This is a genomic window from Paraburkholderia youngii (genome assembly GCF_013366925.1).
In the GTDB taxonomy this organism is placed as follows: Bacteria; Pseudomonadota; Gammaproteobacteria; order Burkholderiales; family Burkholderiaceae; genus Paraburkholderia; species Paraburkholderia youngii.
The window spans coordinates 4,611,950-4,637,852 of the sequence record NZ_JAALDK010000001.1; the positions used below are offsets into that span (position 1 = coordinate 4,611,950).

The 25,903-nt window shown below is 66.6% G+C and carries 19 protein-coding genes and 1 pseudogene; 11 read left to right on the top strand and 9 right to left on the bottom strand.

Translation table 11 applies throughout. From position 1 onward, the window contains the following. Nucleotides 1–40 precede the first annotated feature (40 nt). Nucleotides 41–1,111 (top strand): CAF17-like 4Fe-4S cluster assembly/insertion protein YgfZ, encoded by a 1,071-nt coding sequence (gene ygfZ, locus G5S42_RS21140; RefSeq protein WP_176108582.1) that lies wholly within the window; start codon nt 41–43, stop codon nt 1,109–1,111. A gap of 144 nt (nt 1,112–1,255) precedes the next feature. After that, nucleotides 1,256–2,122 (top strand): NRDE family protein, encoded by an 867-nt coding sequence (locus G5S42_RS21145; RefSeq protein WP_176108583.1) that lies wholly within the window; start codon nt 1,256–1,258, stop codon nt 2,120–2,122. Between the two features lie 65 nt (nt 2,123–2,187). Here G5S42_RS21145 and G5S42_RS21150 read toward each other — a convergent pair whose 3' ends face one another. The 5 genes and pseudogenes from G5S42_RS21150 to G5S42_RS44370 form a co-directional block, all read right to left on the bottom strand. Further along, complete coding sequence (locus G5S42_RS21150; protein WP_176108584.1) at nt 2,188–3,147, bottom strand: alpha/beta hydrolase; 960 nt, start codon at nt 3,145–3,147, stop codon at nt 2,188–2,190. 90 nt (nt 3,148–3,237) lie between these two features. Continuing rightward, a complete protein-coding gene (locus tag G5S42_RS21155; RefSeq protein WP_176108585.1) occupies nt 3,238–4,119 on the bottom strand; it encodes an SDR family oxidoreductase in 882 nt (293 codons plus the stop codon). A 52-nt stretch (nt 4,120–4,171) separates the two neighbouring features. Further along, nucleotides 4,172–5,170 (bottom strand): NADP-dependent oxidoreductase, encoded by a 999-nt coding sequence (locus G5S42_RS21160; RefSeq protein ID WP_176108586.1) that lies wholly within the window; start codon nt 5,168–5,170, stop codon nt 4,172–4,174. A 76-nt stretch (nt 5,171–5,246) separates the two neighbouring features. Beyond that, a complete protein-coding gene (locus tag G5S42_RS21165; RefSeq protein WP_176108587.1) occupies nt 5,247–5,732 on the bottom strand; it encodes a PaaI family thioesterase in 486 nt (161 codons plus the stop codon). 103 nt (nt 5,733–5,835) lie between these two features. Further along, nucleotides 5,836–6,000: pseudogene (locus G5S42_RS44370) on the bottom strand (PLP-dependent aminotransferase family protein); the annotation flags it as partial. Between the two features lie 171 nt (nt 6,001–6,171). Between G5S42_RS44370 and G5S42_RS21170 the strand changes: the two are divergent. Then, on the top strand, nt 6,172–6,678 hold the full coding sequence (locus G5S42_RS21170) for an LEA/WHy family protein (RefSeq protein WP_176108588.1): 507 nt from the start codon (nt 6,172–6,174) through the stop codon (nt 6,676–6,678). A 97-nt stretch (nt 6,679–6,775) separates the two neighbouring features. Here G5S42_RS21170 and G5S42_RS21175 read toward each other — a convergent pair whose 3' ends face one another. The 3 genes from G5S42_RS21175 to G5S42_RS21185 all read right to left on the bottom strand — a co-directional run bounded on the left by G5S42_RS21175 (nt 6,776) and on the right by G5S42_RS21185 (nt 12,037). Continuing rightward, on the bottom strand, nt 6,776–7,954 hold the full coding sequence (locus G5S42_RS21175; protein ID WP_176108589.1) for an acetyl-CoA C-acyltransferase: 1,179 nt from the start codon (nt 7,952–7,954) through the stop codon (nt 6,776–6,778). A gap of 147 nt (nt 7,955–8,101) precedes the next feature. Then, entirely contained in the window at nt 8,102–10,192 is a 2,091-nt protein-coding gene (locus G5S42_RS21180; protein ID WP_176108590.1) for a 3-hydroxyacyl-CoA dehydrogenase NAD-binding domain-containing protein, read from the bottom strand. A gap of 171 nt (nt 10,193–10,363) precedes the next feature. Next, complete coding sequence (locus G5S42_RS21185; protein WP_176108591.1) at nt 10,364–12,037, bottom strand: 3-(methylthio)propionyl-CoA ligase; 1,674 nt, start codon at nt 12,035–12,037, stop codon at nt 10,364–10,366. 210 nt (nt 12,038–12,247) lie between these two features. On the opposite strand from G5S42_RS21185, the gene G5S42_RS21190 reads away from it, so the two are divergent. From G5S42_RS21190 to G5S42_RS21210, 5 genes are all read left to right on the top strand, one after another. Beyond that, nucleotides 12,248–13,804, top strand: a complete 1,557-nt coding sequence (locus G5S42_RS21190; protein ID WP_176108592.1) for a protein adenylyltransferase SelO — start codon at nt 12,248–12,250, stop codon at nt 13,802–13,804. A gap of 75 nt (nt 13,805–13,879) precedes the next feature. Then, the gene (gene msrB / locus G5S42_RS21195; RefSeq protein ID WP_013089415.1) at nt 13,880–14,302 is read left to right on the top strand and encodes a peptide-methionine (R)-S-oxide reductase MsrB; all 423 of its coding nucleotides are present in this window, start codon (nt 13,880–13,882) and stop codon (nt 14,300–14,302) included. A 176-nt stretch (nt 14,303–14,478) separates the two neighbouring features. Further along, entirely contained in the window at nt 14,479–15,009 is a 531-nt protein-coding gene (locus tag G5S42_RS21200; protein WP_176108593.1) for a septation protein A, read from the top strand. 1 nt (nt 15,010) lies between these two features. Beyond that, on the top strand, nt 15,011–15,322 hold the full coding sequence (locus G5S42_RS21205) for a BolA family protein (protein WP_008919166.1): 312 nt from the start codon (nt 15,011–15,013) through the stop codon (nt 15,320–15,322). Between the two features lie 10 nt (nt 15,323–15,332). After that, entirely contained in the window at nt 15,333–16,112 is a 780-nt protein-coding gene (locus G5S42_RS21210) for a peptidylprolyl isomerase (RefSeq protein ID WP_176108594.1), read from the top strand. Between the two features lie 177 nt (nt 16,113–16,289). On the opposite strand, the gene purL is transcribed toward G5S42_RS21210, so the two are convergent. Continuing rightward, on the bottom strand, nt 16,290–20,372 hold the full coding sequence (gene purL, locus G5S42_RS21215; RefSeq protein ID WP_176108595.1) for a phosphoribosylformylglycinamidine synthase: 4,083 nt from the start codon (nt 20,370–20,372) through the stop codon (nt 16,290–16,292). A gap of 313 nt (nt 20,373–20,685) precedes the next feature. On the opposite strand from purL, the gene G5S42_RS21220 reads away from it, so the two are divergent. The 3 genes from G5S42_RS21220 (at nt 20,686) to pgi (ending at nt 25,778) form a co-directional block, all read left to right on the top strand. Continuing rightward, a complete protein-coding gene (locus tag G5S42_RS21220) occupies nt 20,686–21,981 on the top strand; it encodes an FAD-dependent oxidoreductase (RefSeq protein ID WP_176108596.1) in 1,296 nt (431 codons plus the stop codon). A 178-nt stretch (nt 21,982–22,159) separates the two neighbouring features. Then, complete coding sequence (locus tag G5S42_RS21225; protein WP_176108597.1) at nt 22,160–23,815, top strand: NAD(P)H-hydrate dehydratase; 1,656 nt, start codon at nt 22,160–22,162, stop codon at nt 23,813–23,815. Nucleotides 23,816–24,155: 340 nt separating this feature from the next. Then, entirely contained in the window at nt 24,156–25,778 is a 1,623-nt protein-coding gene (pgi, locus tag G5S42_RS21230; protein ID WP_176108598.1) for a glucose-6-phosphate isomerase, read from the top strand. Nucleotides 25,779–25,903: the final 125 nt, after the last annotated feature.

Genomic DNA, 25,903 nt, shown 5'->3' on the forward strand with positions numbered 1-25,903 from the left:
TGGGTGTTTGCCTTAGCCAAAGTCAGAATTGACGGAATCCATGAACACACCGCTCGTGAACGCCCCAGCTAACGCTTCCGGTCTCGCTCCCACCGCGGCGGCGCCCGCCGCCGCCCTGCCCATCCTGCCGCGCCCGTCGGCCGAAGAATTCGCCGCCGTGCTGGAGCATGGCGCGTACATGCCGCTGTCGCAGTTCGGCGTGATCGACACGACCGGCGACGACGCGGCCAGCTTCCTGCACGCCCAGTTGACCAACGACGTCCAGCATCTCGATGCCGCGAACGCGCGCCTCGCCGGCTACTGCTCGGCCAAGGGCCGGCTGCTCGCATCGTTCCTCAGCTGGCGCAGCGGCGACACGATCCGCCTGCTGGTATCGAAAGACGTGCAGGCCGCCGTGCAAAAGCGCCTGTCGATGTTCGTGCTGCGCGCAAAAGCCAGGCTCGTGGACGCGAGCGGCGAGCTCGCGGTGGTCGGCCTCGCGGGCGACGTGCGCGGCGCGCTGTCGGGCGTTTTCGACGCGCTGCCCGACGGTGTGCACGTGCAGGTCGACGGCACCGCGGGCACGCTGATCCGCGTGCCGGACGCCCTGGAGCGGCTGCGCTATCTGTGGATCGGACCGAAGGCGCAGGTCGAAGCGCTGCTGCCGTCGCTGGACGGCAAGTTGAAGCGCGTGTCGCCGGCCGTTTGGGACTGGCTCGACATCCGCGCGGGCGAGCCGCGCATCACGCAGCCGGTCGTCGAGCAGTTCGTGCCGCAAATGGTCAACTTCGACGTGCTCGGCGCAGTCAATTTCCGCAAAGGCTGCTATCCGGGTCAGGAAGTGGTCGCGCGCAGCCAGTATCGCGGCACGATCAAGCGGCGCACGTCGCTCGCCAACGTCGCCGGCGAGCTTGATACGGTGCGCCCCGGCGCCGAGCTGTTCCACTCGGACGATCCTGGCCAGCCGTGCGGGATGATCGTCAACGCGGCATCGGCACAAGGCGGCGGCGTCGATCTGCTGGTCGAGATCAAGCTCACGGCGCTCGACAGCGGCAGCGTGCATGTCGGCGCGGCCGACGGCCCCGCGCTGCGCTTCCTGGCGCTGCCCTACGGGCTGCCGGCCGAGGTCTGATCGTTGGGCAGGTAAGAAGCGGCGCAATCGGGCGCCGTTTTTTATTGGCTGCTTTATTCTCGTCTGATTTTTGTCGCTTTCTTTGCCGTCTGCCTTTGCGGCATCAGGCGGCCGCCCCACGCTCTGAACGGGAGATGCTCCCCGATGTGCCTGATCGTTTTCGACTGGCGACCCGATGCGGTCGATGGTCCGCTGTTCACGCTCGCCGCGAATCGCGATGAGTTCTTCCGCCGCACGGCCGAGCCGATCGGCTGGTGGCGCGACGCGCCGGGCGTGCTGGCGGGCCGCGATCTCGTGGGCGGCGGCACGTGGCTCGGGCTGTCGCGCGACGGCCGCTTCGCCGCGCTGACCAATTACCGCGCGCCGGGCGAAATGCGCGCCGATGCGCCGACCCGCGGCACGCTCGTCAGCAATTGGCTCACGAGCGCCGCGCGCGACACCGACGGCCATCCGCACGAAACGCCGCTCGCCTATCTGGAGCACGTCGCGCAAAGCGGCGACATCTACAACGGCTTCAACCTGTTGGTCGGCGACTGGACGCGCCGTGAGCTCGCGTGGTACTGCAATCGCGGCGCCGTCGACGCAAATAGTGGCCCCGCGCTGCTCGCGCCCGGCACGCACGGCATCTCGAACGCGGTGCTCGACACCGCGTGGCCGAAGCTGGTCAGAAAGCGCGGCGAGCTCGGCACGCTACTCGCGCGCAATGCAATGCCGCCGCTCGAACGCCTGATCGACCTGATGCGCGATCCGCGGCTCGCGCGCGACGACGAATTGCCGTCGACCGGTATTCCGCTCGAACGCGAGCGCGTGCTGTCGGCGGCATTCATCGAATCGCCGGAATACGGCACGCGCAGCACCACCGCGCTGCGCGTCGCCGCCTATGGCGACGTGATCGGCGTCGCGGTCGCCGAGCGCAGCGACGACAACGGCTCGCACCGCATCGTGAGGCCCGGCGATTTCGAGCGCAGCTTCGCGTTCAACGTCGAGCGCGACCGGATGAGCGTGGCGTGATCGTTTGATCGGCGCCTCGCCGGCGCATTCGCCGCCGGCCGCTCACCGCTTCGCGACGACTACCCTCACCCGATGCCGAATGCCGCGCGCAACGCCGCCGCGGCATCCGCATGCGCCTGTCCGACTTCGGGCACGAAGCCGCCCATCTTGAAGAACTCGTGGATCATGCCGGCGTAGCGCTTGAGCGTTACCGGATTGCCGAGCGCGCGTAGTTTTTCCGCATACGCATCGCCCTCGTCGCTGAGCGGATCGTATTCGGCGGTCGCGATCCACGCGGGCGCGACGCCGCGAAAATCCGGCGCGCCGCGCTCGCCGTCGAGCGGCGCGAAACGCCAGTCGTCACGATCACCGCTATCGCGCAGGTAGTGCTCGAAAAACCACTGGATCGTGTCGCCCGACAGCAGGAAGCCGTCGGCGAGGCGCGAGTGCGAGTCGGTCTGCTGATGGCCGGTTGTCCCCGGGTAGATCAGCAATTGCAGCGCGAGCGCGATCCCGGCATCACGCGCAAGCACTGCGCAGACCGTCGCGAGCGTGCCGCCCGCGCTATCGCCGCCGAGCGCGAGCCGGGTGTCGTCGATGCCGAACTCGGCCGCGTGCGCGTGCAGCCAGCTAAGGGCATCGAAGGCATCGTCGACCGCGGTCGGAAACTTGTGCTCGGGCGCGAGCCGGTAATCGACCGATAGCACCGCGCACTGGCCGTCGCGCGCGAACATCCGGCACAGCGCATCGTGCGTGTCGACGCTGCCGACCGTGAAGCCGCCGCCGTGGTAGTACACGAACGCCGGCAGCGGCTCGGCCCAGTTCGGCTCGACCGGGAAGTACAGGCGCGCGCGGATCGTCGCGCCGTCGCGCGTCGGCACCCGCAGGTCTTCGACGGAAAACATCGGCGCGCTCGGGATCTCGAGGATCGGCGCGCTTTTCTCGTACGACGCGCGCGCCGCTTGCGCGCTCATCTGGTGATACTGCGGGCGTTTGGCCCGCGCGATCATGTCGAGCACCTGCTCGATCGTTGGATTCAGCGGCATGGTTTCAGCAACGTGATGCGCACAGCGCAGCGCGGCGCGCGGTGCGCCAATTGTTGTGAGGACCCGGCGCAGCGGCCACGCAGCCGGCCGCTACTCCGCGTTCTTCACCTCGGGTTTCAGCGACATCGGATCGGACGGCTCGCGCAACTGTTCGATATCCTCGTGACGCAGCTTGACGGTCGCCATGATGCCCGGGTGCGTGATGATATAGAAACGCCGCGCGGCGATCGCCTCGAACGCAATGTCGGCGACATCGTCGGCGCTGAGCTTGCCCGACTGCACCGCACGCTGCAACTGCTTGGCTGCAGCGATCTGCGAGCGCGTCGGCCGGCTTGCGTTGCGCAGTTCGTCCGGACGCGCGCGCTCGGCGTCCGCGATGCCGGTCGGCACGAAGGCGGGACACAGCAGCGAACAGCCGACCTCGCCGCCCGTGCCGGCCTGCGCGAGCTTCAGGTCGTGATACAGCGTCTCGGTCAGCGCCACCACCGCATGCTTGGACGCGTTGTAGATGCCCATCGCCGGTGGCGCCAGCAGCCCCGCGACCGACGCCGTGTTGACGATATGCGCGGGCTCGTTCTGCGCGAGCATGAGCGGCGCGAACACGCGCACGCCGTGCGCGACGCCCATCACGTTGACGCCGAACACCCACGACCAGTCGTTGGCCGAGCTTTCCCACAGGAAGCCGCCGGTGCCGACGCCCGCGTTGTTGAACAGCAGGTGGACCTTGCCGAACGCGGCGAGCGCGGCTCGCGCTAGCGCCTCGACCTGCGTGGCGCTCGATACGTCGGTCGGCACGGCGATCGCTTCGGCGCCGCCTTCGCGCAATGCGTCGACGGTCTGCGCGAGCTGCTCGGCGTTGACGTCGGCGAGCACGAGCTTCATGCCGAGCGCCGCGCCCTTGTGCGCGAACGCGCGGCCGAAGCCGCTGCCCGCGCCGGTGATCACCGCCACCTTGCCTGCGAATTCGAACATCTAGTGACTCCCTGTTTGAGTGGCGGCTGGCCGATGCATGACGACGTCGTGCTCAGATCAGCTTGACCAGTTGCTTGCCGAAGTTGCGGCCCTTCAGCAAGCCGATGAATGCCTCGGGCGCGGCTTCGAGCCCTTGCGCGATCGTCTCGCGATAGTGCAGCTTCTTCTGCGCGACGAGCGTGCCGAGCTGCTTGAGCGCCTCCGGCCACACATCCATATGTTCGCTGACGATGAAGCCCTGCACGAGCAGCCGCTGCGTCAGCATCAGCGACGGATGCCTGAGCGGCAGCGGCTGGCCGTCATAGCCCGCGATGAAGCCGCACAGCGCGATGCGCCCGAACGCGTTCATGCGCGCGAGCGTCGCGTCGAGCCCCTCGCCGCCGACGTTCTCGAAGCAGCCGTCCACACCATCGGGCGTCGCGGCTTTCAGGTCCTGGTACAGGTTGCCGCCCTTGTAGTCGACGCAGGCGTCGAAGCCGAGCGTGTCGACCACGTAGCGGCACTTGTCCGCGCCGCCCGCGATGCCGACCGCGCGCGCGCCGGCCACCTTCGCGAGCTGGCCGACCACGCTGCCCACCGCGCCGCTCGCCGCACTGACGACCACCGTCTCGCCCGCCTTCGGCGCGATGATGCGGTTCAGCCCGTACCACGCGGTGACGCCCGGCATGCCGACCGGGCCGAGATACGCGGACAGCGGCACGTGCGTGTCGTCGACCTTCTGCATGCCCGCGCCGTTCGAGGTGCCGTACTCCTGCCAGCCGAACATCGCGACGACCTTGTCGCCGACCGCGAACTTCGGATTCCTCGTCTCGACGACCTCGCCGACCGTGCCGCCGATCATCACCTCGTTCAGCGGCTGCGGCGGCGCGTACGACTTGCTGTCGTTCATGCGTCCGCGCATATACGGATCGAGCGACAGATAATGGTTGCGCACTCGTACTTCGCCGTCGGCGAGCGGCGCCAGCGGCGTTTCGACGAGCTTGAAGTTTTCGGGCGTGGCTTCGCCGTGCGGGCGCGAAATCAGCAGCACCTGGCGATTGATCTGGGCCATGAAGTCGTCTCCTTGGGTTGTCGGGAATTGACCTGCATTCGTCGAATCCAGGTCGGAAGTTGACTGCGATGAGGGCTCAGTCGCTCGGACCGGGCCTGGCCGCCGGGTCGCTGCGCAGACGCTGACGCCTGACGTCGCGGCCCACCGCGAGGCGGCGCATGTACTTGAAGGTGCCGAGCGCTTTGGCGACGAAGTGACCTTCGCTGTCGCGGATCTCGCCTTCGCAATAGGCCATCGTGGTCGAGCGATGCAGCACGCGGCCGGTCGCGCGCAACTCGCCGCGCCCCGGCTGCATGAAGTTGACCTTCATCTCGACGGTGACGACGCCGACGCCGTCGCCCGCGAGACTGCGCGCGGCCATCGCGAGCGCGACGTCGGCGAGCGTCATCGTGACCCCGCCGTGCGCGACGTCCCATGTGTTCATATGATCGGGTTGCAACGGCAGCACGACTTCGCTGACGCCATCGGCGGCGCGCAGCAACTGCGCGCCGAGACGGTCGATGAAGGGGCTTTCCGGCAACGATGGGTTGCCTGTTGTGGCGGATGTGGTGGGGTCGGTCATGGCGGTGTCTGGAGTTCGTGGCCGGCAACCTCGGAAATCGATTCGCCGCGTCCCGGCACTCCGCGAGGTGTACGCATTGGCGCTAAATGGGAAATTCTACCGGCTATCGCCTCGCTCCATCCGCCTCATTGCGCTCCGTCATGCGCGTCGCCAACCGCCCCGAGCGGCGCACCGCTTCATCGACCAGATCGAGCTCCGCGCTCGGGCAACTCAGGCGGATGAAACGATCGAAGCGCCCGGTGTTCGAAAACACGGTCCCAGGCATGACGCAATGCAGCGGAACTTCGCGAACTCCTGCGTCGAGCCGTCCGGCGACTCGCTAATGTCGTCGCGAGATCGTGGCGGCGTATTACCTGAACTCCGACTCGATCGCCAAAATCGACGCCTCGCCGCCAGTTAGAATGCGTGACCAACCGCTTCCTGCTTCGAGGTGCCGGTCATGTCCTTCCCACGCACGCGGCGTTTCAGCCGTTTCGCCACCTTCTTACGCTATTTCCACCTCGCCTGCGCGATCACGCTGACGCTTGGCGCATGCGCCGGCCTGCTCGGCGGCGATGCGTTGCGCGTCAATGTCGCCGGCATCGAGCCTCTGGCCGGCGAAGGCCTCGAGATGCGCTTCAACCTGAAGCTGCGCGTGCAGAACCCGAACGATTCCGCGGTGAGCTTCAACGGCATCGCGGTCGATCTCGAACTGAACGGCAAGCCGTTCGCGAGCGGTGTCAGCGACCAGAGCGGCACCGTGCCGCGCTTCGGCGAAACCGTCGTCAGCGTGCCGCTGACCGTGCCCGCGTTCGCCGCGGTTCGCCAGGCGCTCGGGCTTGCGGGCGTCGCGCAGTCCGGGCAGGTTCCGTACCGGCTGCAAGGCAAGCTCGCGGGCGGCCTGACCGGCACGACACGCTTCACCGATCAGGGCATGTTGACGCTGCCGGGCATGGCGTCGCAGTAGACACGAGGACGGCGGACAAAAAGAAGGCGCCGCGGGTCCAACATTGTCCCTCGTCGAACCGCGGCGCCCGTCTTCTTGAGGCGCGTTCGCGCCCGACTTACGCGATCTCGAACAGACCCGCGGCGCCTTGCCCGCCGCCGATGCACATCGTCACGACGACGAACTTCACGCCGCGCCGCTTGCCTTCGATCAGCGCATGGCCGACGAGCCGCGCACCCGATACGCCATACGGATGGCCCACCGCGATCGCACCGCCGTTCACGTTCAGGCGGTCGTGCGGAATACCGAGCTGGTCCGCGCAATAGAGCACCTGCACCGCGAACGCTTCGTTCAGCTCCCACAGGCCGATGTCCTCGACCTTGAGGCCGGCCTTCTGCAACAGCTTCGGCACCGCGAACACCGGGCCGATGCCCATTTCGTCCGGCTCGCAGCCAGCCACCGCGAAGCCGCGGAAAATGCCGAGCGGCTGCAGCCCTTCGCGTTCGGCCAGCGTCGCGTTCATCACGACGCAAGCCGATGCGCCGTCCGAAAACTGGCTCGCGTTGCCCGCGGTGATCACGCCGCCCGGCAGCGCGGTGCGAATCTTCGACACGCCTTCGAGCGTCGTGTCGGCGCGGATGCCTTCGTCGCCGCTGACGGTCACTTCCTTCGTGTAGAGACGGCCGCTCGCCTTGTCGGCGACACCGGCGAGCACCGTCAGCGGCACGATCTCGTCGTTGAACCTGCCGGCTTCGAGCGCGGCCGCCGCGCGCTGCTGCGAGCGCACGCCGTATTCGTCCTGGCGCTCCTTCGAGATCGAGTAGCGCTTCGCGACGTTCTCGGCGGTCTGCAGCATCGACCAGTAGATTTCCGGCTTATGCTCGGTGAGCCAACCGTCGGTCATCATGTGTTGGTTCATCTCGTTCTGCACGCACGAGATCGACTCGACGCCACCCGCGACGTACACGTCGCCCTCACCGGCGATCACGCGTTGCGACGCGAGCGCGATCGTCTGCAATCCCGACGAGCAGAAACGGTTCACGGTCATGCCCGGCACGCTGACCGGCAGGCCGGCGCGCAATGCGATCTGACGCGCGATGTTGCCGCCCGTCGCGCCTTCCGGATTCGCGCAACCCATGATCACGTCCTCGACGCGCGCCGGGTCGAGCTTCGCGCGCTCGACCGCGGCCTGCGTCACGTGGCCGCCGAGCGTCGCGCCGTGCGTCATGTTGAAACCGCCGCGCCACGATTTGGCGAGGCCCGTGCGGGCGGTGGATACGATTACGGCGTCAGTCATGGGTGTCTCCAATTGCAATGTCGAAGTGGCGCGCCGGCTACCTGCCGTACGTTCAAAAACGCATCACCGCGCCGCCTCTGTCGTTTGATGCGAGCCGCTGCGGGCGTCACCCGCAGCGCTCGATTCGTCTGCTGAAGTGAGCCGTGCTCAGCCGTTGAAGCCGCGACCTTCGGCGGCCAGCTTCGCGATGCTCGGCGCGAGCTTCCACGCGTCGCCGTTCGGCCGCGCCGCATAGCGGCGAATCGCGCGCTCGACGTTGTACAGCCCGACCGTATCCGCGTACAGCATCGGGCCGCCGCGATATAGCGGGAAGCCGTAGCCGGTCAGATAAACCATGTCGATATCCGACGCCTTCGACGCGATGCCTTCTTCGAGAATCTTCGCGCCTTCGTTGACGAGCGCGAACACCAGACGCTCGACGATCTCCTCGTCGCTGATCGTGCGGCGCTCGGAGTGGGTTTCCTTCGAGTACTCGACGATCATTTCGTTGACCACGCCGGACGGATACGCGGTGCGATCGCCCGCCTTGTAGTCGTACCAGCCGCCGCCGGTCTTCTGGCCGAAGCGGCCCATCTCGCACAGACGGTCGGCGATCTTCGAGTAGTGCATGTCGGGATGCTCGATATAGCGGCGCTTGCGGATCGCCCAGCCGATGTCGTTGCCGGCGAGGTCGCTCATGCGGAACGGGCCCATCGCGAAGCCGAATTTCTCGATGGCCTTGTCGACCTGCGCGGGCAATGCGCCCTCTTCGAGCATGAAGAGCGCCTGACGCAGGTATTGCTCGATCATCCGGTTGCCGATAAAGCCGTCGCACACGCCCGACACCACCGCGGTCTTCCTGATCTTTTTCGCGAGCTTCATCACGGTGGCGAGCACGTCTTTCGCGGTCTCTTTGCCGCGCACGACTTCGAGCAGCTTCATCACGTTGGCCGGGCTGAAAAAGTGCATGCCGACCACATCCTGCGGACGCTTCGTGAACGCGGCGATTTTGTCGACGTCGAGCGTCGACGTGTTCGACGCGAGGATCGCGCCCGGCTTCGCGACTTCATCGAGCCGGCCGAACACCTGCTCCTTCACGCCGAGCTCTTCGAACACGGCTTCGACGATCATGTCGGCGTGCTTCAGGTCGTCGTAGGACAGCGTCGGACTCAGCAGCGCGAGTCGCTGCTCCATCACCTCGGGCTTCAGCTTGCCCTTCTGGACGGTCGCCTCGTAGTTCTTGCGGATCGTCGCGAGACCGCGGTCGAGCGCTTCCTGTTTCGTTTCGAGCAGCGTGACCGGAATCCCCGCGTTCAGGAAGTTCATCGCGATGCCGCCGCCCATCGTGCCGGCGCCGATCACGGCCACCTGATTGATCTCGCGCACGGGCGTATCGGACGGCACGTCGGGAATCTTGCTCGCGGCGCGCTCGCCGAAGAACGCGTGACGCAGCGCATGGCTCTCCGGCGTCTGCACGAGCGCAATGAAGCATTCGCGCTCGAATGCGAGGCCCTTGTCGAAGCCGTCCTTCACGCCGGCTTCGACCGCGTCGATGCACTTATGCGGCGCCGGGAAGTTCTTCGCGATGGCCGCGACGCTATTGCGCGCGAACTGGATGAAACCGGCCGCGTTCGGATGTTCGATCTTGCGCTCGCGCACCTTCGGATGCGGGCCCGCTTGCGCGCCGACTTTGTGCGCGAACGCGAGCGCGGCTTCGGACAGTTCGGCGGGATTCGCGACGACCTGGTCGAACAGTCCCGAATCGGCGAGCTTTTCGGACAGCACCGGCGCGCCCGACACGATCATGTTCAGCGACGCTTCGAGACCGATCGCGCGCGGCAGACGCTGCGTGCCGCCCGCGCCCGGCAGGATGCCGAGCTTCACTTCGGGCAGCGCGATCTGCGCGCCGGCCGCGGCGACGCGGTAATGCGCGCCCAGCGCAAGCTCGAGGCCGCCACCCATCGCGACGCTGTGAATCGCCGCGACGACCGGCTTCGCGCTGCCTTCGACGGCCTTGATGACGGTCGCGAGCGTCGGTTCCTGGGTCGCCTTCGGCGTATTGAATTCGGTGATGTCGGCGCCGCCCGAGAAGGCCTTTCCCGCGCCCGTCAGCACGATGGCCTTGATGGCCGAGTCGTTCTGCGCGCGATCGAGTCCTTCGACGATCCCCGCCCGCGTCGACAGACCGAGCCCATTGACGGGAGGATTGTTCAGCGTGAGAACGGCCACGCCGTCATGAGTTGTGTAGTCCACTGCCATCTGCGTGCCTCCGTGCGATCCATGCATTCATTGAGGCGGCGCATGGTGCGCCGCCTGTCCGGGTCACCGCGTCTGCTCATTGTCAGACTTTTTCAAGCGGCGGTTCCGGGGGTCAGCAGGCAGAATATACTGAAAAAGCACGAACGTTCAATTTATTCTAATGTAGGGTTTTCACCTAGGCCTCGGGGTCAGCGGACAGTTGCGGCTGTCTTCGAGCGCGGACGGCAGCACGTGGTCGCGGAACAGATCGCGCAGCTTCAGCTTCTGCAGCTTTCCGGTCGCCGTGTGCGGCAGTTCGTCGACGAACACGACATCGTCGGGAATCCACCACTTCGCCACTTTGCCGTCGTAGAACGCCAGCAGTTCGTCGCGCGTGACGTCGTGCCCCGCGCGTTTGACGACGAGGAGCAGCGGCCGCTCGGTCCACTTCGGATGCGCGCACGCGATGCACGCGGCTTCCGCGACCGCCGGATGCGCGACCGCGACGTTCTCGAGTTCGATCGAACTGATCCATTCGCCGCCCGACTTGATCACGTCCTTCGAGCGGTCGGTGATGTGCAGGAAGCCGTCGGGGTCGATCGTCGCGACGTCACCGGTCGGAAACCAGCCGTCAATGAGGGGCGAGTCTTCCTTGCGGAAATACCGGTCGATGACCCACGGCCCGCGCACGTGCAGATCGCCGAACGCGACGCCGTCCCAGGGCAGTTCGCGGCCATCCTCGCCGACGATCTTCATGTCGACGCCATAGATCACATGGCCCTGCTTTTCGAGCAGCTTGCGCTGCTCGGCGAGCGGCCGCTGGCTCTGCTCCCAGTTCAGCTTCGCCAACGTACCGAGCGGCGACATCTCCGTCATGCCCCATGCATGGATCACCTGCACGCCGTAGTCGTCCTCGAGCACCCGCAGCATCGCGGGCGGACAGGCGGAGCCGCCGATCACCGTGCGCTCGAGCGACGAAAACTTCGCGCCGGTTTCGCGCAGGTGGTTCAGCAGACCGAGCCACACGGTCGGCACGCCGGCCGAACACGTGACGCGTTCGCTCTCCATCAGCTCGTACAGCGACTTGCCGTCGAGATCCTTGCCGGGGAACACGAGCTTCGCGCCGGTCAGCGGTCCGGCATGCGCGAGGCCCCACGCGTTGACGTGGAACATCGGCACGATCGGCAGCACCGAGTCGCGCGCCGACAGGCTCATCGAGTCGGGCAATGCCGCGCCGAACGCGTGCAGCACCGTCGAGCGATGCGTATACAGCGCGCCTTTCGGATTGCCGGTCGTGCCCGACGTATAGCAGAGGTACGACGCCTGTTGCTCGTCGAGCGCGGGCCAGTCGAAGCCGCCGTCCTGCCCGTCCATCAGCGTTTCGTAGCACAGCACCGATGTTTGCATCGGCGGCCGATGCGCTTCATCGCACAGTGCGATCCAGCCGCGCACGCGCGGGCACTGCGGCGCGAGCGTGTCGACCAGCGCCGCGAACGTCGTGTCGAACAGCACGTACGCATCGTCGGCGTGATTGATGATGTAGGCGATCTGCTCGGGGAAAAGGCGCGGGTTGATCGTGTGACACACGGCGCCGAAGCCGGTGGTGCCGTAATACGCTTCGAGATGCCGGTAGCCGTTCCACGCGAGCGTCGCGACCCGGTCGCCCGGCTCGACGCCGAGCGCGATGAGCGCCTGCGCGAGTTGCTTCGCGCGCTTCTCGCAATCGCGGTACGTGTAGCGATGCAGGTCGCCTTCGATGCGCCGCGACACGATTTCGGTGCTGCCGAAATGGCGTGCGGCATGCGCGAGCAACGATGATACGGTGAGCGGCACGTCCATCATCTGGCCCAGCAGCGGCGTCGTCATAAGGCGGGGTCTCCTCGGCTTGTCAGTGTGTCGATGGGGTTGCGGTCGGGTTTGTTGAATACGTGGTCGTGAAACGGATAGCGCGCCGAACAGCGCGACGCGCAAGATCGTGGCGGCGTCGTACGCAGCATGGTCCGGACGATGAAGGCGGCCGCCCAGCAGCGCCGCGGGCGCGGACTTACAATATCGGCTAATCCAGAGGCGCTCAACATGTCGTTTTCCCCAAGCTTTGCAGGCTTATCCGCAGCATTGACGGATCTTTCCAACACACTCGCCACTCCCCCTGCCAACGCGTTCGCGCGGCTCGGCGGCACCTTCTTCACGCGGCTGCCCGCCGCGCCGCTCGACGCACCCTACCTCGTCGGCTTCTCGGCCGAGACCGCCGCGCGGCTCGGGATGCCCGAGGGCATCGAACGCGAGCCGGGCTTCCTCGAGCTGTTCTGCGGCAATGCGACGCGCGACTGGCCGGCCGACGCACTGCCTTACGCGTCGGTGTACTCGGGGCATCAGTTCGGCGTGTGGGCCGGCCAGCTCGGCGACGGCCGCGCGCTCACGCTGGGCGAGCTCGAACACGACGGCGAGCGCAATGAACTGCAGCTCAAAGGCGCGGGCCGCACGCCTTATTCGCGCATGGGCGACGGCCGCGCGGTGCTGCGCTCGTCGATCCGCGAATATCTGTGCTCCGAGGCGATGCATCATCTCGGCATTCCGACCACGCGCGCGTTGTGCGTGATCGGCTCCGACCAGCCGGTGCGGCGCGAGACGATCGAAACCGCCGCGGTGGTCACGCGCGTCGCGCCTAGCTTCGTGCGCTTCGGCCACTTCGAGCATTTCTATGCGAACGATCGCGTCAACGCGTTGCGCGCGCTGGCCGATCACGTCATCGAACGCTTCTATCCGCATTGCAAGGACGCCGACGATCCGTATCTGGCGCTGCTCGCCGAAGCGGTACGGTCCACCGCCGATCTGATGGTCGACTGGCAGGCGGTCGGTTTCTGTCACGGAGTGATGAATACCGACAACATGTCGATTCTGGGCCTGACGATCGACTACGGCCCGTTCGGTTTCATGGATGGCTTCGATGCCGGCCACATCTGCAATCACTCCGATACGCAGGGGCGTTATGCCTACCGGCTGCAGCCGCAAATCGCGTACTGGAACCTCTTCTGCCTCGCGCAGGGACTGCTGCCGTTGTTCGGCGAGAAGCACGACGAAAGCGTGCGCGCCGACAAGGCGGTCGAAGAAGCGCAGCACGTGCTCGCGGGCTTCAAGGAGCGCTTCGCGCCGGGGCTCGAAAACCGCATGCGCGCGAAGCTCGGCCTCGAACAGCCGCGAGACGGCGACGACGCGCTGGTGAACCGGCTGTTCGAAGCGATGCACACGAACCGCGCCGATTTCACGCTGACGTTCCGCAACCTCGCGCGCCTGTCGAAACACGATGCGAGCGGCGATGCGCCGGTACGCGACCTGTTCCTCGATCGCGCCGCCTTCGACGCATGGGCGAACGACTACCGCGCGCGGCTGGCCGTTGAGTCACGCGACGACGCTGCGCGCGCCATTGCAATGAATCGTGTAAACCCCAAATTCGTACTTCGCAACCATCTGGCGGAAACGGCGATCCAGCGTGCGAGGGAGAAGGATTTCTCCGAGGTAGAACGGCTCGCGGCCGTGCTGCGTCGTCCGTTCGACGAGCAGCCAGAATACGCGTCGTATGCGGGCCTGCCGCCCGACTGGGCAAGCTCACTGGAAGTGAGCTGTTCGTCATGACGCGCCTTTGCAGTTGAATCGCCACGGACGTCCCGCCAGAAAACACCGGTACAAACCCGAGACAGGAACCCGACCATGAGCAACCCCGACGATCTCAAGCATGACGCCCCAGCCGTCCAGAAAAGCGACGCCGAGTGGCGCAAGGAGCTGTCCGACATCGAATACCAGGTGACCCGACACGCGGCCACCGAGCGCCCGTTCACGGGCCGCTACAACGATCACTGGGAACGCGGCGTCTACGACTGCGTGTGCTGCGGCACGCCGCTGTTCGAATCGGACACCAAGTTCGACGCCGGCTGCGGCTGGCCGAGCTATTTCCGGCCGATCAACGGCGAGGTGATCGCCGAGAAGACCGACCGCTCGCACGGCATGCTGCGCATCGAGGTGCAGTGCAAGAACTGCGGTGCGCATCTGGGCCACGTGTTCGAGGACGGTCCGGCGCCGACCGGTCTGCGCTACTGCATCAATTCGGCTGCGTTACAATTCGAGCCCAAGTAACGCGGCGCGGCAGCAGCCTTGCCCGCTTCGGGCGCCGGGGCGCGAAACCGCGCGCGGCGCCCTTTCAATGCGGTACCCCCGCTCGTTGGCGGGCACCGCGCACCATGCACGCCAGGCTGGCGGGCATCAATGTTCGACTCACCGTTCGACTCACTCTCCGACTTCCCGACCAGATAATGAAATTCCTGTTCGATCTGTTCCCGATCATCCTGTTCTTCGTCGCCTTCAAGATCTGGGGCATTTTCACGGCGACGGCAGTGGCGATCGTCGCCACGCTGGTGCAGATCGCGTGGGTGGCGTTCCGCCACCGCAAGGTCGACCCGATGCTGTGGGTGAGCCTCGGCGTCGTCGTGGTATTCGGCGGTGCGACGCTCGTACTGCACAACGACACCTTCATCAAATGGAAGCCGACTGTGCTGTACTGGGCGTTTTCGGTCGCGCTGATCCTGTCGCAGCTCGGCTTCAACAAGAACCTGATCGAAGCGATGATGGGCAAGCAGATCACGCTGCCGCACGCGATCTGGGGCAAGCTGAACCTGATCTGGGCGGTGTTTTTCGTGCTGCTCGGTCTTCTGAACCTGTTCGTCGCGTATCACTACACGACCGATCAGTGGGTCAATTTCAAACTGTTCGGCGCGACCGGGTGCCTGCTCGTGTTCATCGTCGGACAGAGCCTGTGGCTGTCGAAGTACATGAAGGAGGAATGACATGAGCGACCTGTTCATGCACGCCACCACCGCCGAGCGCGCCGCGCTGATCGAGGCGCGCCTCACGGCCGCGCTCGCACCCGTCGAGTCGATCCGCATCACCGACGACAGCGCGCAGCACGCGGGCCACGCAGGTGCCGCCGCCGGCGGGCATTTCAGTGTCACGATCGTGGCCGTCGCGTTTGCCGGCAAGCCCCGCGTGGCGCGGCATCGCATGGTGTATGATGCGCTGGCCGATGCCATGCAGCGCGGCATTCATGCCCTTGCCATCACGGCGTACACGCCCGAAGAATTTGCTTTGTTGCCCCGCTAGGAACCTTTCGATGACCTTGAAGAAAACCCGACTCTGGGTATTGCTGGCTGCGTTCGCGGCCGCACCTGCATTCGCACAGAACATCGCCGTCGTGAACGGTACGCCGATTCCGAAGTCGCGCGCCGATGCGTTGATCCAGCAACTGGTTCACCAGGGCCAGCAGGACACGCCGCAGCTGCAGCAGGCGGTGCGCGAAGAGCTCGTGAATCGCGAAATCCTGATGCAGGAAGCCCTGCGTCGCGGGCTGCCGAACCGTCCGGACATCAAGGCGCAAATCGCGGTCGCACAGCAAACCGTCGTGTTGCGCGGGCTGATCGAAGATTTCGTGAAGAACAACCAGCCGAGCGACGCCGAAGTCACCGCGCGCTACAACGCGCTCGTCAAGGAAGCAGGCGGCAAGGAATATCACCTGCACCATATCCTCGTCGACAACGAGCAGCAGGCGAAGGACCTGATCGCGAAGATCAAGGCCGGCGCAAGCTTCGAAGATCTCGCCAAGCAGTACTCGAAAGACCCGGGATCGGGCAAGAACGGCGGCGACCTCGACTGGTCGGACCCGAAGGCCTACGTGCCTGAGTTCGCGGACGCGGCCGCCCATCTGCAGAAAGGCCAGATGACCGACACTCCGGTGCGTACGCAATTCGGCTGGCACATCATCCGTGTCGACGACATCCGCGCCGTCACGCCGCCGCCGCTCGAGCAGGTGCGTGCGCAGATCGTGCAGCAGATCCAGCAGGAAAAGCTGCAGGCGTTCGAAGAGAATCTGCGCAAGAATGCGAAGATTCAGTGAGTGTCAGCGGCGCGCAGATCGTCTTTGGACAGTCCGCCGCCTCCTGGCTCTGAAGAAGCCGGAACGCAAAAAAGCCGCCCATGGGCGGCTTTTTTGTTGCTGTGAGACTTGCGGGGCGTCAACGTACTGCTGCCGCAAACAGAGGCCGCCGCACACGGGCGGCAGCCCCCTGAACCATCAGCCGAGCCAGCGACGCGCGTTCTGGAACACACGCAGCCACGGGCTCGCGTCCGTGCCGATCTCGCCCCAGCCCTGCGGATGCCAGCTCATCTGCACCGCGCGATGCACGCGCTCCATGTGCGGCATCAGCACCGTGAAGCGGCCATCGGCCGTCGTGACGGACGTGATGCCCTCGGGCGAACCGTTCGGGTTGAACGGATACTGCTCGGTCGCCTGACCACGGTGATCGACGTAGCGCATCGCGACCGCGACCTTCGACTTGTCACCCTGCTGCGAGAAGTCCGCGAAGCCTTCGCCGTGCGCGACGGCGACCGGAATGCGCGAGCCTTCCATGCCCGCAAAGAACAGCGACGGCGATGCCTGCACCTCGACGAGCGAGAAACGCGCCTCGAACTTCTCCGACTTGTTGCGCGTGAACTTCGGCCATGCTTCGGCGCCGGGGATCATCGACGCGAGGCTGCTCATCATCTGGCAGCCGTTGCAGATGCCGAGCGCGAACGTGTCTTCACGACCGAAGAACGCGGCGAACATGTCGGCCAGTTGCGCGTTGAAGCGGATCGTCTTCGCCCAGCCTTCGCCGGCACCCAGCGTGTCGCCGTACGAGAAACCGCCGCAGGCGACCGCGCCCGCGAAATCGGCGAGGTTCGCGCGGCCGGCGAGCAGGTCGCTCATGTGCACGTCGTGCGCGTCGAAGCCGGCGCGATCGAATGCATAGGCCGTCTCCAGATGCGAATTCACGCCCTGCTCGCGCAGGATCGCGACGCGGGGACGCACGCCCTTGCCGACGAACGGCGCGGCGACGTCTTCCGCCGGATCGAAGCTCAGCACCGGCGTGATGCCCGGGTCGGCCGCGTCGAGCAGCGAATCGTATTCGGCGTCGGCGCAAGCGGGGTTGTCGCGCAGACGGGCGATGCGCCAGCTCACTTCGCTCCACGTGCGATGCAGTTCGGCACGCGGGGCTTCGTAGACCTTCTTCGCGTCGCGATAGATCTCGATCACGTCGCGCTCGTTGGTCTTGCCGATCACGTGCGAGCACGCCGACAGGCCATGGTCGCGCAGCGCGGCGAGCACCGCGTCGCGATCGGCCGCGCGCACCTGCACGACGGCGCCGAGCTCTTCGTTGAACAGCGCGCGCAGCGTGCGGTCTTCGCGGCGACCGCTGGTCTGCTTCGCCCAGTCCTTCGCGTCGCCGTAATCCGATTCGTGGTTTGCATCGAGTATCAGCATGTCGACGTTCAGCGACACACCCGCGTGACCCGCGAACGCCATTTCGCAGACCGTCGCCCACAGGCCGCCGTCCGAGCGGTCGTGGTATGCGAGCAGTTTGCCGCCGCTATTGAGCGCCTGGATCGCGTTGAAGAAGCGCTTCAGATCTTCCGGATCGTCGACGTCCGGCACCGTGTCGCCGACCTGCTGCGTGACCTGTGCAAGGATGCTGCCGCCCAGACGCTGCTTGCCGCGACCGAGGTCGATCGCGATCAGCACCGACTCGCCGACTTCGCTCACGCGCCGCAGTTGCGGCGTCAGATGGCGGCGCACGTCTTCGACCGGAGCGAATGCGGAGATGATCAGCGACACCGGCGCGACCACTTCCTTCGCGACGCCGCGGTCTTCCCAGCGCGTGCGCATCGACAGCGAATCCTTGCCGACCGGAATGCCGATACCGAGCGCCGGGCACAGCTCCATGCCGATCGCCTTGACCGTGTCGTAGAGCGCCGCGTCTTCTCCCGGCGCACCGCACGCGGCCATCCAGTTGGCCGACAGCTTCAGCTTGTCGAGCGACGCGATCGGCGCGGCCGCGATGTTGGTAATCGCCTCGCCGACCGCCATGCGGCCCGAGGCCGGCGCGTTGATGACGGCGAGCGGCGTGCGCTCGGACATCGTCATCGCTTCGCCGCTGAAGCCCGCGTAATCCAGCGTCGTGATCGCGACGTCGGCCACCGGCACCTGCCACGGGCCGACCATCTGGTCGCGCGCGGTCGTGCCGCCGACCGAGCGGTCGCCGATCGTGATCAGGAACGACTTGCTCGCGACCGTCGGATGACGCAGCACGCTCTGCGCCACCTCTTGCAGCGCGAGCCCGGTCACGTCGACCGGTTCGAGCGCGCGCTCGACGCGCTTCACGTCGCGGTGCATACGCGGCGGCTTGCCGAGCAGCACTTCCATCGGCATATCGACCGGCTGGTGCGCGGCTTCGTTCTGCTCTGAATCGATCAGTTTCAGCTGACGCTCGGCGGTGGCCGTGCCGATCACCGCGAACGGGCAGCGCTCGCGCTTGCACATCGCCTCGAACACCGGCAGATCGGCCGGCGCGATCGCGAGCACGTAGCGCTCCTGCGCTTCGTTCGACCAGATTTCGCGCGGCGACAGGCCGCTTTCTTCGAGCTGGATCTTGCGCAGTTCGAACCGTGCGCCCTTACCCGCACCGTCCACCACTTCGGGGAACGCGTTCGACAGACCGCCAGCGCCGACGTCGTGAATGCTGAGGATCGGGTTCTTCTCGCCGAGCTGCCAGCACGCGTTGATCACTTCCTGCGCGCGCCGCTCGATTTCCGGGTTGCCGCGCTGCACCGAGTCGAAGTCGAGTTCAGCGGTGTTGGTGCCGGTCGCCATCGAGCTCGCGGCGCCGCCGCCCATGCCGATGCGCATGCCGGGACCGCCGATCTGGATCAGCAGCGAGCCTTCCGGCAGATCGTGCTTGTGCGTGTGCTGGTCGGAGATATTGCCGATACCGCCCGCGATCATGATCGGCTTGTGATAGCCGCGCACGAGGCCCGCGACATTCTGCTCGTAGGTGCGGAAGTAGCCGCCGAGGTTCGGCCGGCCGAATTCGTTGTTGAACGCGGCGCCGCCGAGCGGGCCGTCGATCATGATCTGCAACGGCGACGCGATGCGGTCCGGGCGGCCGTACGCTTCGTGCTGGTCGGCGGGATTGCGCTGCGCGAGCGGCTGTGCGGAGTCGCGCGCGTTTTCCCACGCCTCGACGCCGTCCGGCAGTTCGAGGTTCGATACTGTGAAGCCCGTGAGACCCGCCTTCGGACGCGCGCCGCGGCCGGTCGCGCCTTCGTCGCGGATTTCGCCGCCCGCGCCGGTCGCGGCGCCCGGGAACGGCGAGATCGCGGTCGGATGATTGTGCGTTTCGACCTTCATCAGCGTGTGCGTAAGCTCGACGCTGCGACCGTAGTGCTCGGGCAATTCGCCCGCGCCGAGTTCGGCTGGCGTGCGCGGGAACCAGCGCTCGGCCATGCCGCCGACCATGATCGCCGAGTTATCCGAATACGCGACGATGGTGCCCTGCGGGTTCAGCTTCTCGGTGTTGCGGATCATGTTGAACAGCGACATGTCCTGCTTCTCGCCGTCGATCGTCCAGTCCGCGTTGAAGATCTTGTGGCGGCAGTGCTCGCTGTTGGCCTGCGCGAACATCATCAGTTCGACGTCGGTCGGATTGCGCTCGAGTTTCGTGAATGCGTCGACCAGGTAGTCGATTTCGTCGTCGGCGAGCGCAAGGCCCAGTTCCACATTGGCGGTTTCGAGCGCGGCGCGGCCGCTCGCGAGCACGTCGACCGTTTGCAGCGGCTTGGCCGGCAGTTCGTCGAACAGATGCAGCGCGTGGTCGCGCGACGGTGCGACGCTCTCGGTCATGCGGTCGTGCAGCGCGGCGGCGACGGCCGCGCGCGCCTCGTCGGACAGCGTCTTCTTGCCGCCGAGCAGCCCGCTTTTCAGCGTCACCGAGTATTCGACGCCGCGCTCGATGCGGCGCACCTGCGTGAGACCGCAATGATGCGCGATGTCGGTTGCCTTACTGGCCCACGGCGACACGGTGCCGAAGCGCGGCACCACGAGGAAGGTCTCGACCGCACCACGTTCCTTGCCTTCTTCGAATGGATCGCCGTAGTGCATCAGCGCCTCGATCTTCGCGCTGTCTTCAGCGGACAGTTCGGTCTGGGCATTGACGAAGTGCAGATACTGCCCGCGCACGCCGGTGATATTCGGGTCGATGCGCGTGAGCGTTTCGAGCAGGCGGGTTTGACGGAAATCGGAAAGGGCCGAAGCGCCGGGGAAACACGAGAAGTGGGCCATGGGACTTGACGTTGCGTCGCTCATTGATGCCGGAGAGCCGCGCATGCAGGCGACGTGAGGCGGAAAGGAAGTCCGAGATTATACCCCGGGAACAAGCTTCCAGCGGGCTCCGGGGTGTGGCGCCGGCGGGCCGCGTTTGCCCGCGCGAGGCGCCGCCGGAGTGCCCGTCACGTCGCCGCGCGGGTGCTTTGACTGCTATCATTCGCGTTTCACCAGATCGGCGCATGCGGCCCGGGCTTCACCCGGCGGCGCGCCGCATGTCACAGCCAGCGGGAACGCGCGCGAGCCGCCCGTCGGCACATCGAATCAGAGCATGGATGTCATCGTCATTGGCGGCGGGGTAGCGGGCGTCGCCACCGCTTATCAGCTGCGCGCGGCCGGCCACCGGGTATGCGTCGTCGAGCGTCACGCGACCGTCGCCCAAGGCGCCACTTACGGACAAGGCGGCACCGTGCTGCCGACGCCGCTCGACGTCTGGTTCGGCCCGACCTTCATGGCGAGCCGCTACAACGCGAAAAATGGCGTGATCAGCAAGACCGGCTTCAACGGCGCCGCGCGGCAGTTCAGCAAACAGCTCGGAGCATGGCAGGAACCCGCGGCGTTCGCTCGCCAGTACGCGCTGTTGCGGCCGCTGATCGAATCGTCGCGCGAGGCGATGGCCGACATCGAAGCCCGCTTCGGCCTCGAATTCGAACAGGCGAGCGGTCTCTTGTACCTCGTGCGCAGCGCGCACGAATGGGAGCTGAGCGCCGCTGCGCTCGATCTGCTGGGCCAATTCGAGGTGCCGCATCACGTGATGAGCCCGGCCGAATGCGCGGCGTTCGAGCATGCGGTGCCCATAGATCCCGAATTCGCCGGCGGCGTGCTGTTCGAGCACGAGCGCACCGCGAACTGTCCGCTTTTCACCAAGCTCGTCAAACAGGTGCTCGATACGCAGGGCGGCGTGCAGTTCATGCCTAATTGCGAGGTGACGGGCATCCGGCTCGAAAATCAACGTGCGGCGGTCGAACTGGCGCCGCGCGACAGCGCGCCCCGCTCGCGCGAAATCGACGTGGTCCAGGCCGACGCGGTTGTGGTCGCAGCCGGTTATGGCAGCCTCGCGCTGCTCGACCGCGCGGGACTCAAGCTGCCGCTGCATCCGCTGCGGCTGCATTCGCTGGTCGCGCCGATCGCGCACGAGGAATGCGCGCCGCATGTCGCGATCGTCGATGCGGTCAAGCGCATCGGCATCAGCCGCATGAACCATCGGTTGCGGATCGCGGGCGGCGCGGTGCTGCAAAGCGCCAGCCAGATCGACAAGCCGCTCGGCGAAGCGCTGACCAAGGAGGCGCTCGCGATGCTCGGCCAGGCGACGCACGACTGGATTCCGGGCGCCGCACGCATTTCGGCGGCACTGCCGTGGGAAGGCGTGAAAGTGCTGTCGCCGGACGGCTTGCCGGTGATCGGCAACGCGCTGCATCCGCGGCTTTTCGTCAACGTCGGGCATGGGCCCGCGGGCTGGGGTCTCGCCTGCGGCGCGGGCAAGCTCGTTGCGGAGCTGATGTCGGGGCAGACACCGACGTTGCCGCCAGACACGCTCGCGGCGTTGCGGCCGGAGCGGTTCCAGTAAGGTTTCGCGCTCTTCCGCGCGGGGATGGCGGGCTGACAGCCCGCTGTCGACACCGCGCGTTCATCGCGCCCCTCCCACCGCCAGCACCGAAACAGCCGCACGCCGTGCGCCTATCGGCACTACCATAGCGATTCCCCAGTCTGCCCGCCGCGCCGCGGGCGCACCGCCAGGTTTCGCCATGACAGACGCCGAAAACTCGCTGCTCACCCTTTTCGATCCGCTAACCACCCCACTCAGCGACCCGCAGCCGCTTGCGCTGCCGCTGCTGACGCTGACCGACTTGCGGATCGCCGAGTCCCAGGCCGCCGCGGCCCTGCCCGAGCACACGCTGATGGCGCGAGCCGGTCACGCGGCCGCGCGCTGGCTGCTCGAACGGATCGCCGCTGACACGTCGGTGACGAAATCGCAGCAGCGCGCATGGCTGGTCGCCGGTCCAGGCAACAACGGCGGCGACGCGCTGGTCGTCGCGACGGAACTGCACAAGGCCGGCATCGCCGTCGAAGTCTGCATGCCGGTCGAAGTGAAGCCCGCCGACGCGCGCTGGGCACTCGACGCCGCACGCGCCGCCGGCGTGCCGATCGACGCGGCGCCGCCCGCCTCGCTCGACGGCTATGGCTGGCTCGTCGACGGCATGTTCGGCATCGGTCTCGCGCGGCCGCTCGACGGCGTCTTCGCGACGCTCGCGCGGCAGCTGTCGCAGCGCACGAAGACGCGCCCGACACAAGGCGCCGTGCTCGCGCTCGATGTGCCCAGCGGGCTCGACAGCGACACCGGCGCGGTGATCGGCGGCAATGGCGCGGCGGCGGTCCATGCGACCCACACGATCACGTTCATCGGCGCGAAACCGGGGCTTTTCACCGCGCAGGGCCGCGACCTCACCGGGCGGCTGACGGTCGCACCGATCGGGCTCGCCGCAGGGATCAACGGCGGCGGCGGTGGCCCGGACGCCGCCACAGGCGCCCCCCGCGCCGCGATCCAGCTCAGCGCCCCCGACCTCTTCGGCCCGTTCATGCCCCCGCGCAACTTCGCGACCAACAAGGGCACCTTCGGCAGCCTCGCGGTGGTCGGCGGCGACACCGGCATGTGCGGCGCGCCGATCCTCGCGGCGCGCGCGGCGCTCTACAGCGGCGCGGGCAAGGTCCATGTCGCGCTGCTCGGCGAAGGCGCCCCGCCCTACGATCCGCCGCACCCCGAACTGATGCTGCATCCGATCGACACGCTGCCGCTCGATTCGATGGACGCACTCGCGGTCGGCTGCGGCATGGGGCATGGCGAACGCGCGACGCGCGTCCTGCACGACGTGCTGAAACTCGACGTGCCGAAGCTGTTCGATGCCGACGCGCTGAATCTGATCGCCAAAGACCCTGCGCTCGCCGCCGAACTCACCGCGCGCGGCGTGCAAGGCGATCCGTGCATCCTGACGCCGCATCCGCTCGAAGCGGCGCGCCTGCTCGGCGGCGACGCGGCGAGCGTGCAGCGCGACCGTCTCGCGGCCGCCCGTGCGCTCGCGGCGCGTTTCGCGAGCGTCGTCGTGCTGAAGGGCGTCGGCACGATCATTGCCGCGCCCGACGGTCGCCTCGCGCTGAACCCAACCGGCAACGCCGCGCTCGCGACGGGCGGCACCGGCGACGTGCTCGGCGGCATCATCGGCGCGCTGCTCGCGCAGCACCTGCCACGCTTCGAGGCGGCGCTCGCGGGCGTCTATCTGCACGGTCTCGCCGCCGATACGCTGACCGCGCAGGGCCAAGGTCCCGCGGGATTGACGGCCGGCGAGCTGGCACCGATGGTGCGTACCTTGCTGAACCGGCTGTTCTATTCGGCGACGCCTGCGTGACGGACCTGTCGTGCGCGGCTTATTAGCGGCGCCCGTTCAGACCGGTGAAACATCGCCATCCCAATCATTGCGAGCGCGCGCAACGCACTGCTGCCCCTCGCGCATCCCCGCTATACTGATTGCCTGCGCCGCGCGTCGGATCGACTGCGGGTCGCGGCGATACTCCAGCGGGCGCGTGCGCCGCCTCGCGTTTTCGCGAAGTTCACCCGCTTCGCGAAGTATCGTCGGCACCCGCTCGCGAACCGGCCCGCGTGGCATCGCTCTGACTGAATCGCCGCATCATTCTCGGCCGCGCTTCATGCGCGCGCCTTCCTTCGTGCCCCTTGGTTAGACGGACGCTATGACCCAGAACTCGCTCCCCTCCTGGTCCTCGCTGCAGACGCATTACGACACGATTCGCGATGCGCATCTGCGCGACTGGTTCGCCCCCGAGAACGATCCCGCTCCCACCCGCGCCGAACGCTTCACGTTCGCGGGCGGCGGTCTCGCGGCCGATTTCTCGAAGCACCGCATCACCGACGAAACCGTGCAACTGCTCGTGCAACTCGCGCGCGAAGCCGGCGTCGAAAAGCGCCGCGACGCGATGTTCGCGGGCGAAGTCGTCAACCCGACCGAAGGCCGCGCCGCGCTTCACACGGCATTGCGCGCAACCGACCCGAAGGCGCCGTTCTTCGCCGACGTGCAGGCCGAGCGCAAGAAAATGGCCGCGTTCGCCGAACAGGTTCGCAGCGGCGCGTGGACCGGCTACACCGGTAAGCGCATTCGTCATGTCGTGAACATCGGCATCGGCGGCTCGGATCTCGGGCCGAAGATGGTCGTGCACGCGCTGCATCATCTGGCGACGCCCGAGATCTCGACGCACTTCGTGTCGAACGTCGACGGCGCCGATCTGTACAACGTGATGCAGCAGATCGATCCCGAGGAGACGCTCGCGATCATCGTGTCGAAGACCTTTACGACGCTGGAAACGATGACGAATGCGCGCTCGCTGCGCGACTTTTTCATCCAGAAAGGCTGCCCGGAAAGCGCGCTCGCGAAGCACTTCGTCGGCGTGTCGGCGAATACGGCCGAAGTCGTCAAGTTCGGCATCGCGAAAGAGAACGTGTTCTCGATGTGGGACTGGGTCGGCGGACGGTACTCGCTGTGGTCGGCCGTCGGTCTGTCGATCATGATCGCGGTCGGCCCGCAACAGTTCGACGAGCTGCTCGCCGGCGCCAACGAGATGGACCAGCACTTTCGCACCGCGCCGCTCGAGAAGAACCTGCCGGTGCTGCTCGGCATGATCGGCATCTGGTATCGCAACTTCTTCGGCTCGCAGAGCTATCTGGTCGCGCCATATTCACAGGCGCTGCATTTCCTGCCGTCGTATCTGCAGCAGCTCGAAATGGAGAGCAACGGTAAGTCCGCGCGACTCGACGGCGCATTCGTCGACTATGCGACTTCCGCGGTCACCTGGGGCGAGCCCGGCACGAACGGTCAGCACGCGTTTTTCCAGATGCTGCACCAGGGCCCGACGATCGTGCCGATCGATTTCATCGCGGTGCTGACGCCCGAGCATCCGCTCGCGAGCCATCATCCGAAGTTGCTCGCGAACTGCTTCGCGCAAAGCGAAGCGCTGATGCTGGGGCGCACGCTCGATGAAGCGAAGAAGGTGGCCGGCCCCGACAAGCCGGAACTCGCGCCGCACCTGACGTTCCCCGGTAATCGCCCGACCGCTACGCTGCTGCTCGACGCGTTGAGCGCGCGCACGCTCGGCGCGCTGATCGCGCTTTACGAACACAAGGTGCTGGTGCAGGCGTCGGTGTGGAACATCAACCCGTTCGATCAGTGGGGCGTCGAGCTCGGCAAGATCCTCGGCAAGGTGGTCGAAGCCGATCTGGGCGCGGCGAGTGCCGACGTGAAGAAGCATGACTCGTCGACGTCGGCGTTGATCGCGCGGGCGCGGGCTGCATTGAAGCGCTGAGTGGAAGTTTGAAGTGCGCGATAGTGCGCCCTGGAAAAAACAAAGCGGGCTACGGCCCGCTTTGTTTTTGCTTCGACGGCCACATGATCGCGGCGGTGCGTGAGCCCATGCCCGCGATCCGGCAG

Excerpts from the sequence above, each read along its gene's own strand:
- ygfZ (WP_176108582.1), top strand. The coding sequence starts at position 41 with ATGAACACACCGCTCGTGAACGCCCCAGCTAACGCTTCCGGTCTCGCT.
- G5S42_RS21145 (WP_176108583.1), top strand. The coding sequence starts at position 1,256 with ATGTGCCTGATCGTTTTCGACTGGCGACCCGATGCGGTCGATGGTCCG.
- G5S42_RS21150 (WP_176108584.1), bottom strand. The coding sequence starts at position 3,147 with ATGCCGCTGAATCCAACGATCGAGCAGGTGCTCGACATGATCGCGCGG.
- G5S42_RS21155 (WP_176108585.1), bottom strand. The coding sequence starts at position 4,119 with ATGTTCGAATTCGCAGGCAAGGTGGCGGTGATCACCGGCGCGGGCAGC.
- G5S42_RS21160 (WP_176108586.1), bottom strand. The coding sequence starts at position 5,170 with ATGGCCCAGATCAATCGCCAGGTGCTGCTGATTTCGCGCCCGCACGGC.
- G5S42_RS21165 (WP_176108587.1), bottom strand. The coding sequence starts at position 5,732 with ATGACCGACCCCACCACATCCGCCACAACAGGCAACCCATCGTTGCCG.
- G5S42_RS21170 (WP_176108588.1), top strand. The coding sequence starts at position 6,172 with ATGTCCTTCCCACGCACGCGGCGTTTCAGCCGTTTCGCCACCTTCTTA.
- G5S42_RS21175 (WP_176108589.1), bottom strand. The coding sequence starts at position 7,954 with ATGACTGACGCCGTAATCGTATCCACCGCCCGCACGGGCCTCGCCAAA.
- G5S42_RS21180 (WP_176108590.1), bottom strand. The coding sequence starts at position 10,192 with ATGGCAGTGGACTACACAACTCATGACGGCGTGGCCGTTCTCACGCTG.
- G5S42_RS21185 (WP_176108591.1), bottom strand. The coding sequence starts at position 12,037 with ATGACGACGCCGCTGCTGGGCCAGATGATGGACGTGCCGCTCACCGTA.
- G5S42_RS21190 (WP_176108592.1), top strand. The coding sequence starts at position 12,248 with ATGTCGTTTTCCCCAAGCTTTGCAGGCTTATCCGCAGCATTGACGGAT.
- msrB (WP_013089415.1), top strand. The coding sequence starts at position 13,880 with ATGAGCAACCCCGACGATCTCAAGCATGACGCCCCAGCCGTCCAGAAA.
- G5S42_RS21200 (WP_176108593.1), top strand. The coding sequence starts at position 14,479 with ATGAAATTCCTGTTCGATCTGTTCCCGATCATCCTGTTCTTCGTCGCC.
- G5S42_RS21205 (WP_008919166.1), top strand. The coding sequence starts at position 15,011 with ATGAGCGACCTGTTCATGCACGCCACCACCGCCGAGCGCGCCGCGCTG.
- G5S42_RS21210 (WP_176108594.1), top strand. The coding sequence starts at position 15,333 with ATGACCTTGAAGAAAACCCGACTCTGGGTATTGCTGGCTGCGTTCGCG.
- purL (WP_176108595.1), bottom strand. The coding sequence starts at position 20,372 with ATGGCCCACTTCTCGTGTTTCCCCGGCGCTTCGGCCCTTTCCGATTTC.
- G5S42_RS21220 (WP_176108596.1), top strand. The coding sequence starts at position 20,686 with ATGGATGTCATCGTCATTGGCGGCGGGGTAGCGGGCGTCGCCACCGCT.
- G5S42_RS21225 (WP_176108597.1), top strand. The coding sequence starts at position 22,160 with ATGACAGACGCCGAAAACTCGCTGCTCACCCTTTTCGATCCGCTAACC.
- pgi (WP_176108598.1), top strand. The coding sequence starts at position 24,156 with ATGACCCAGAACTCGCTCCCCTCCTGGTCCTCGCTGCAGACGCATTAC.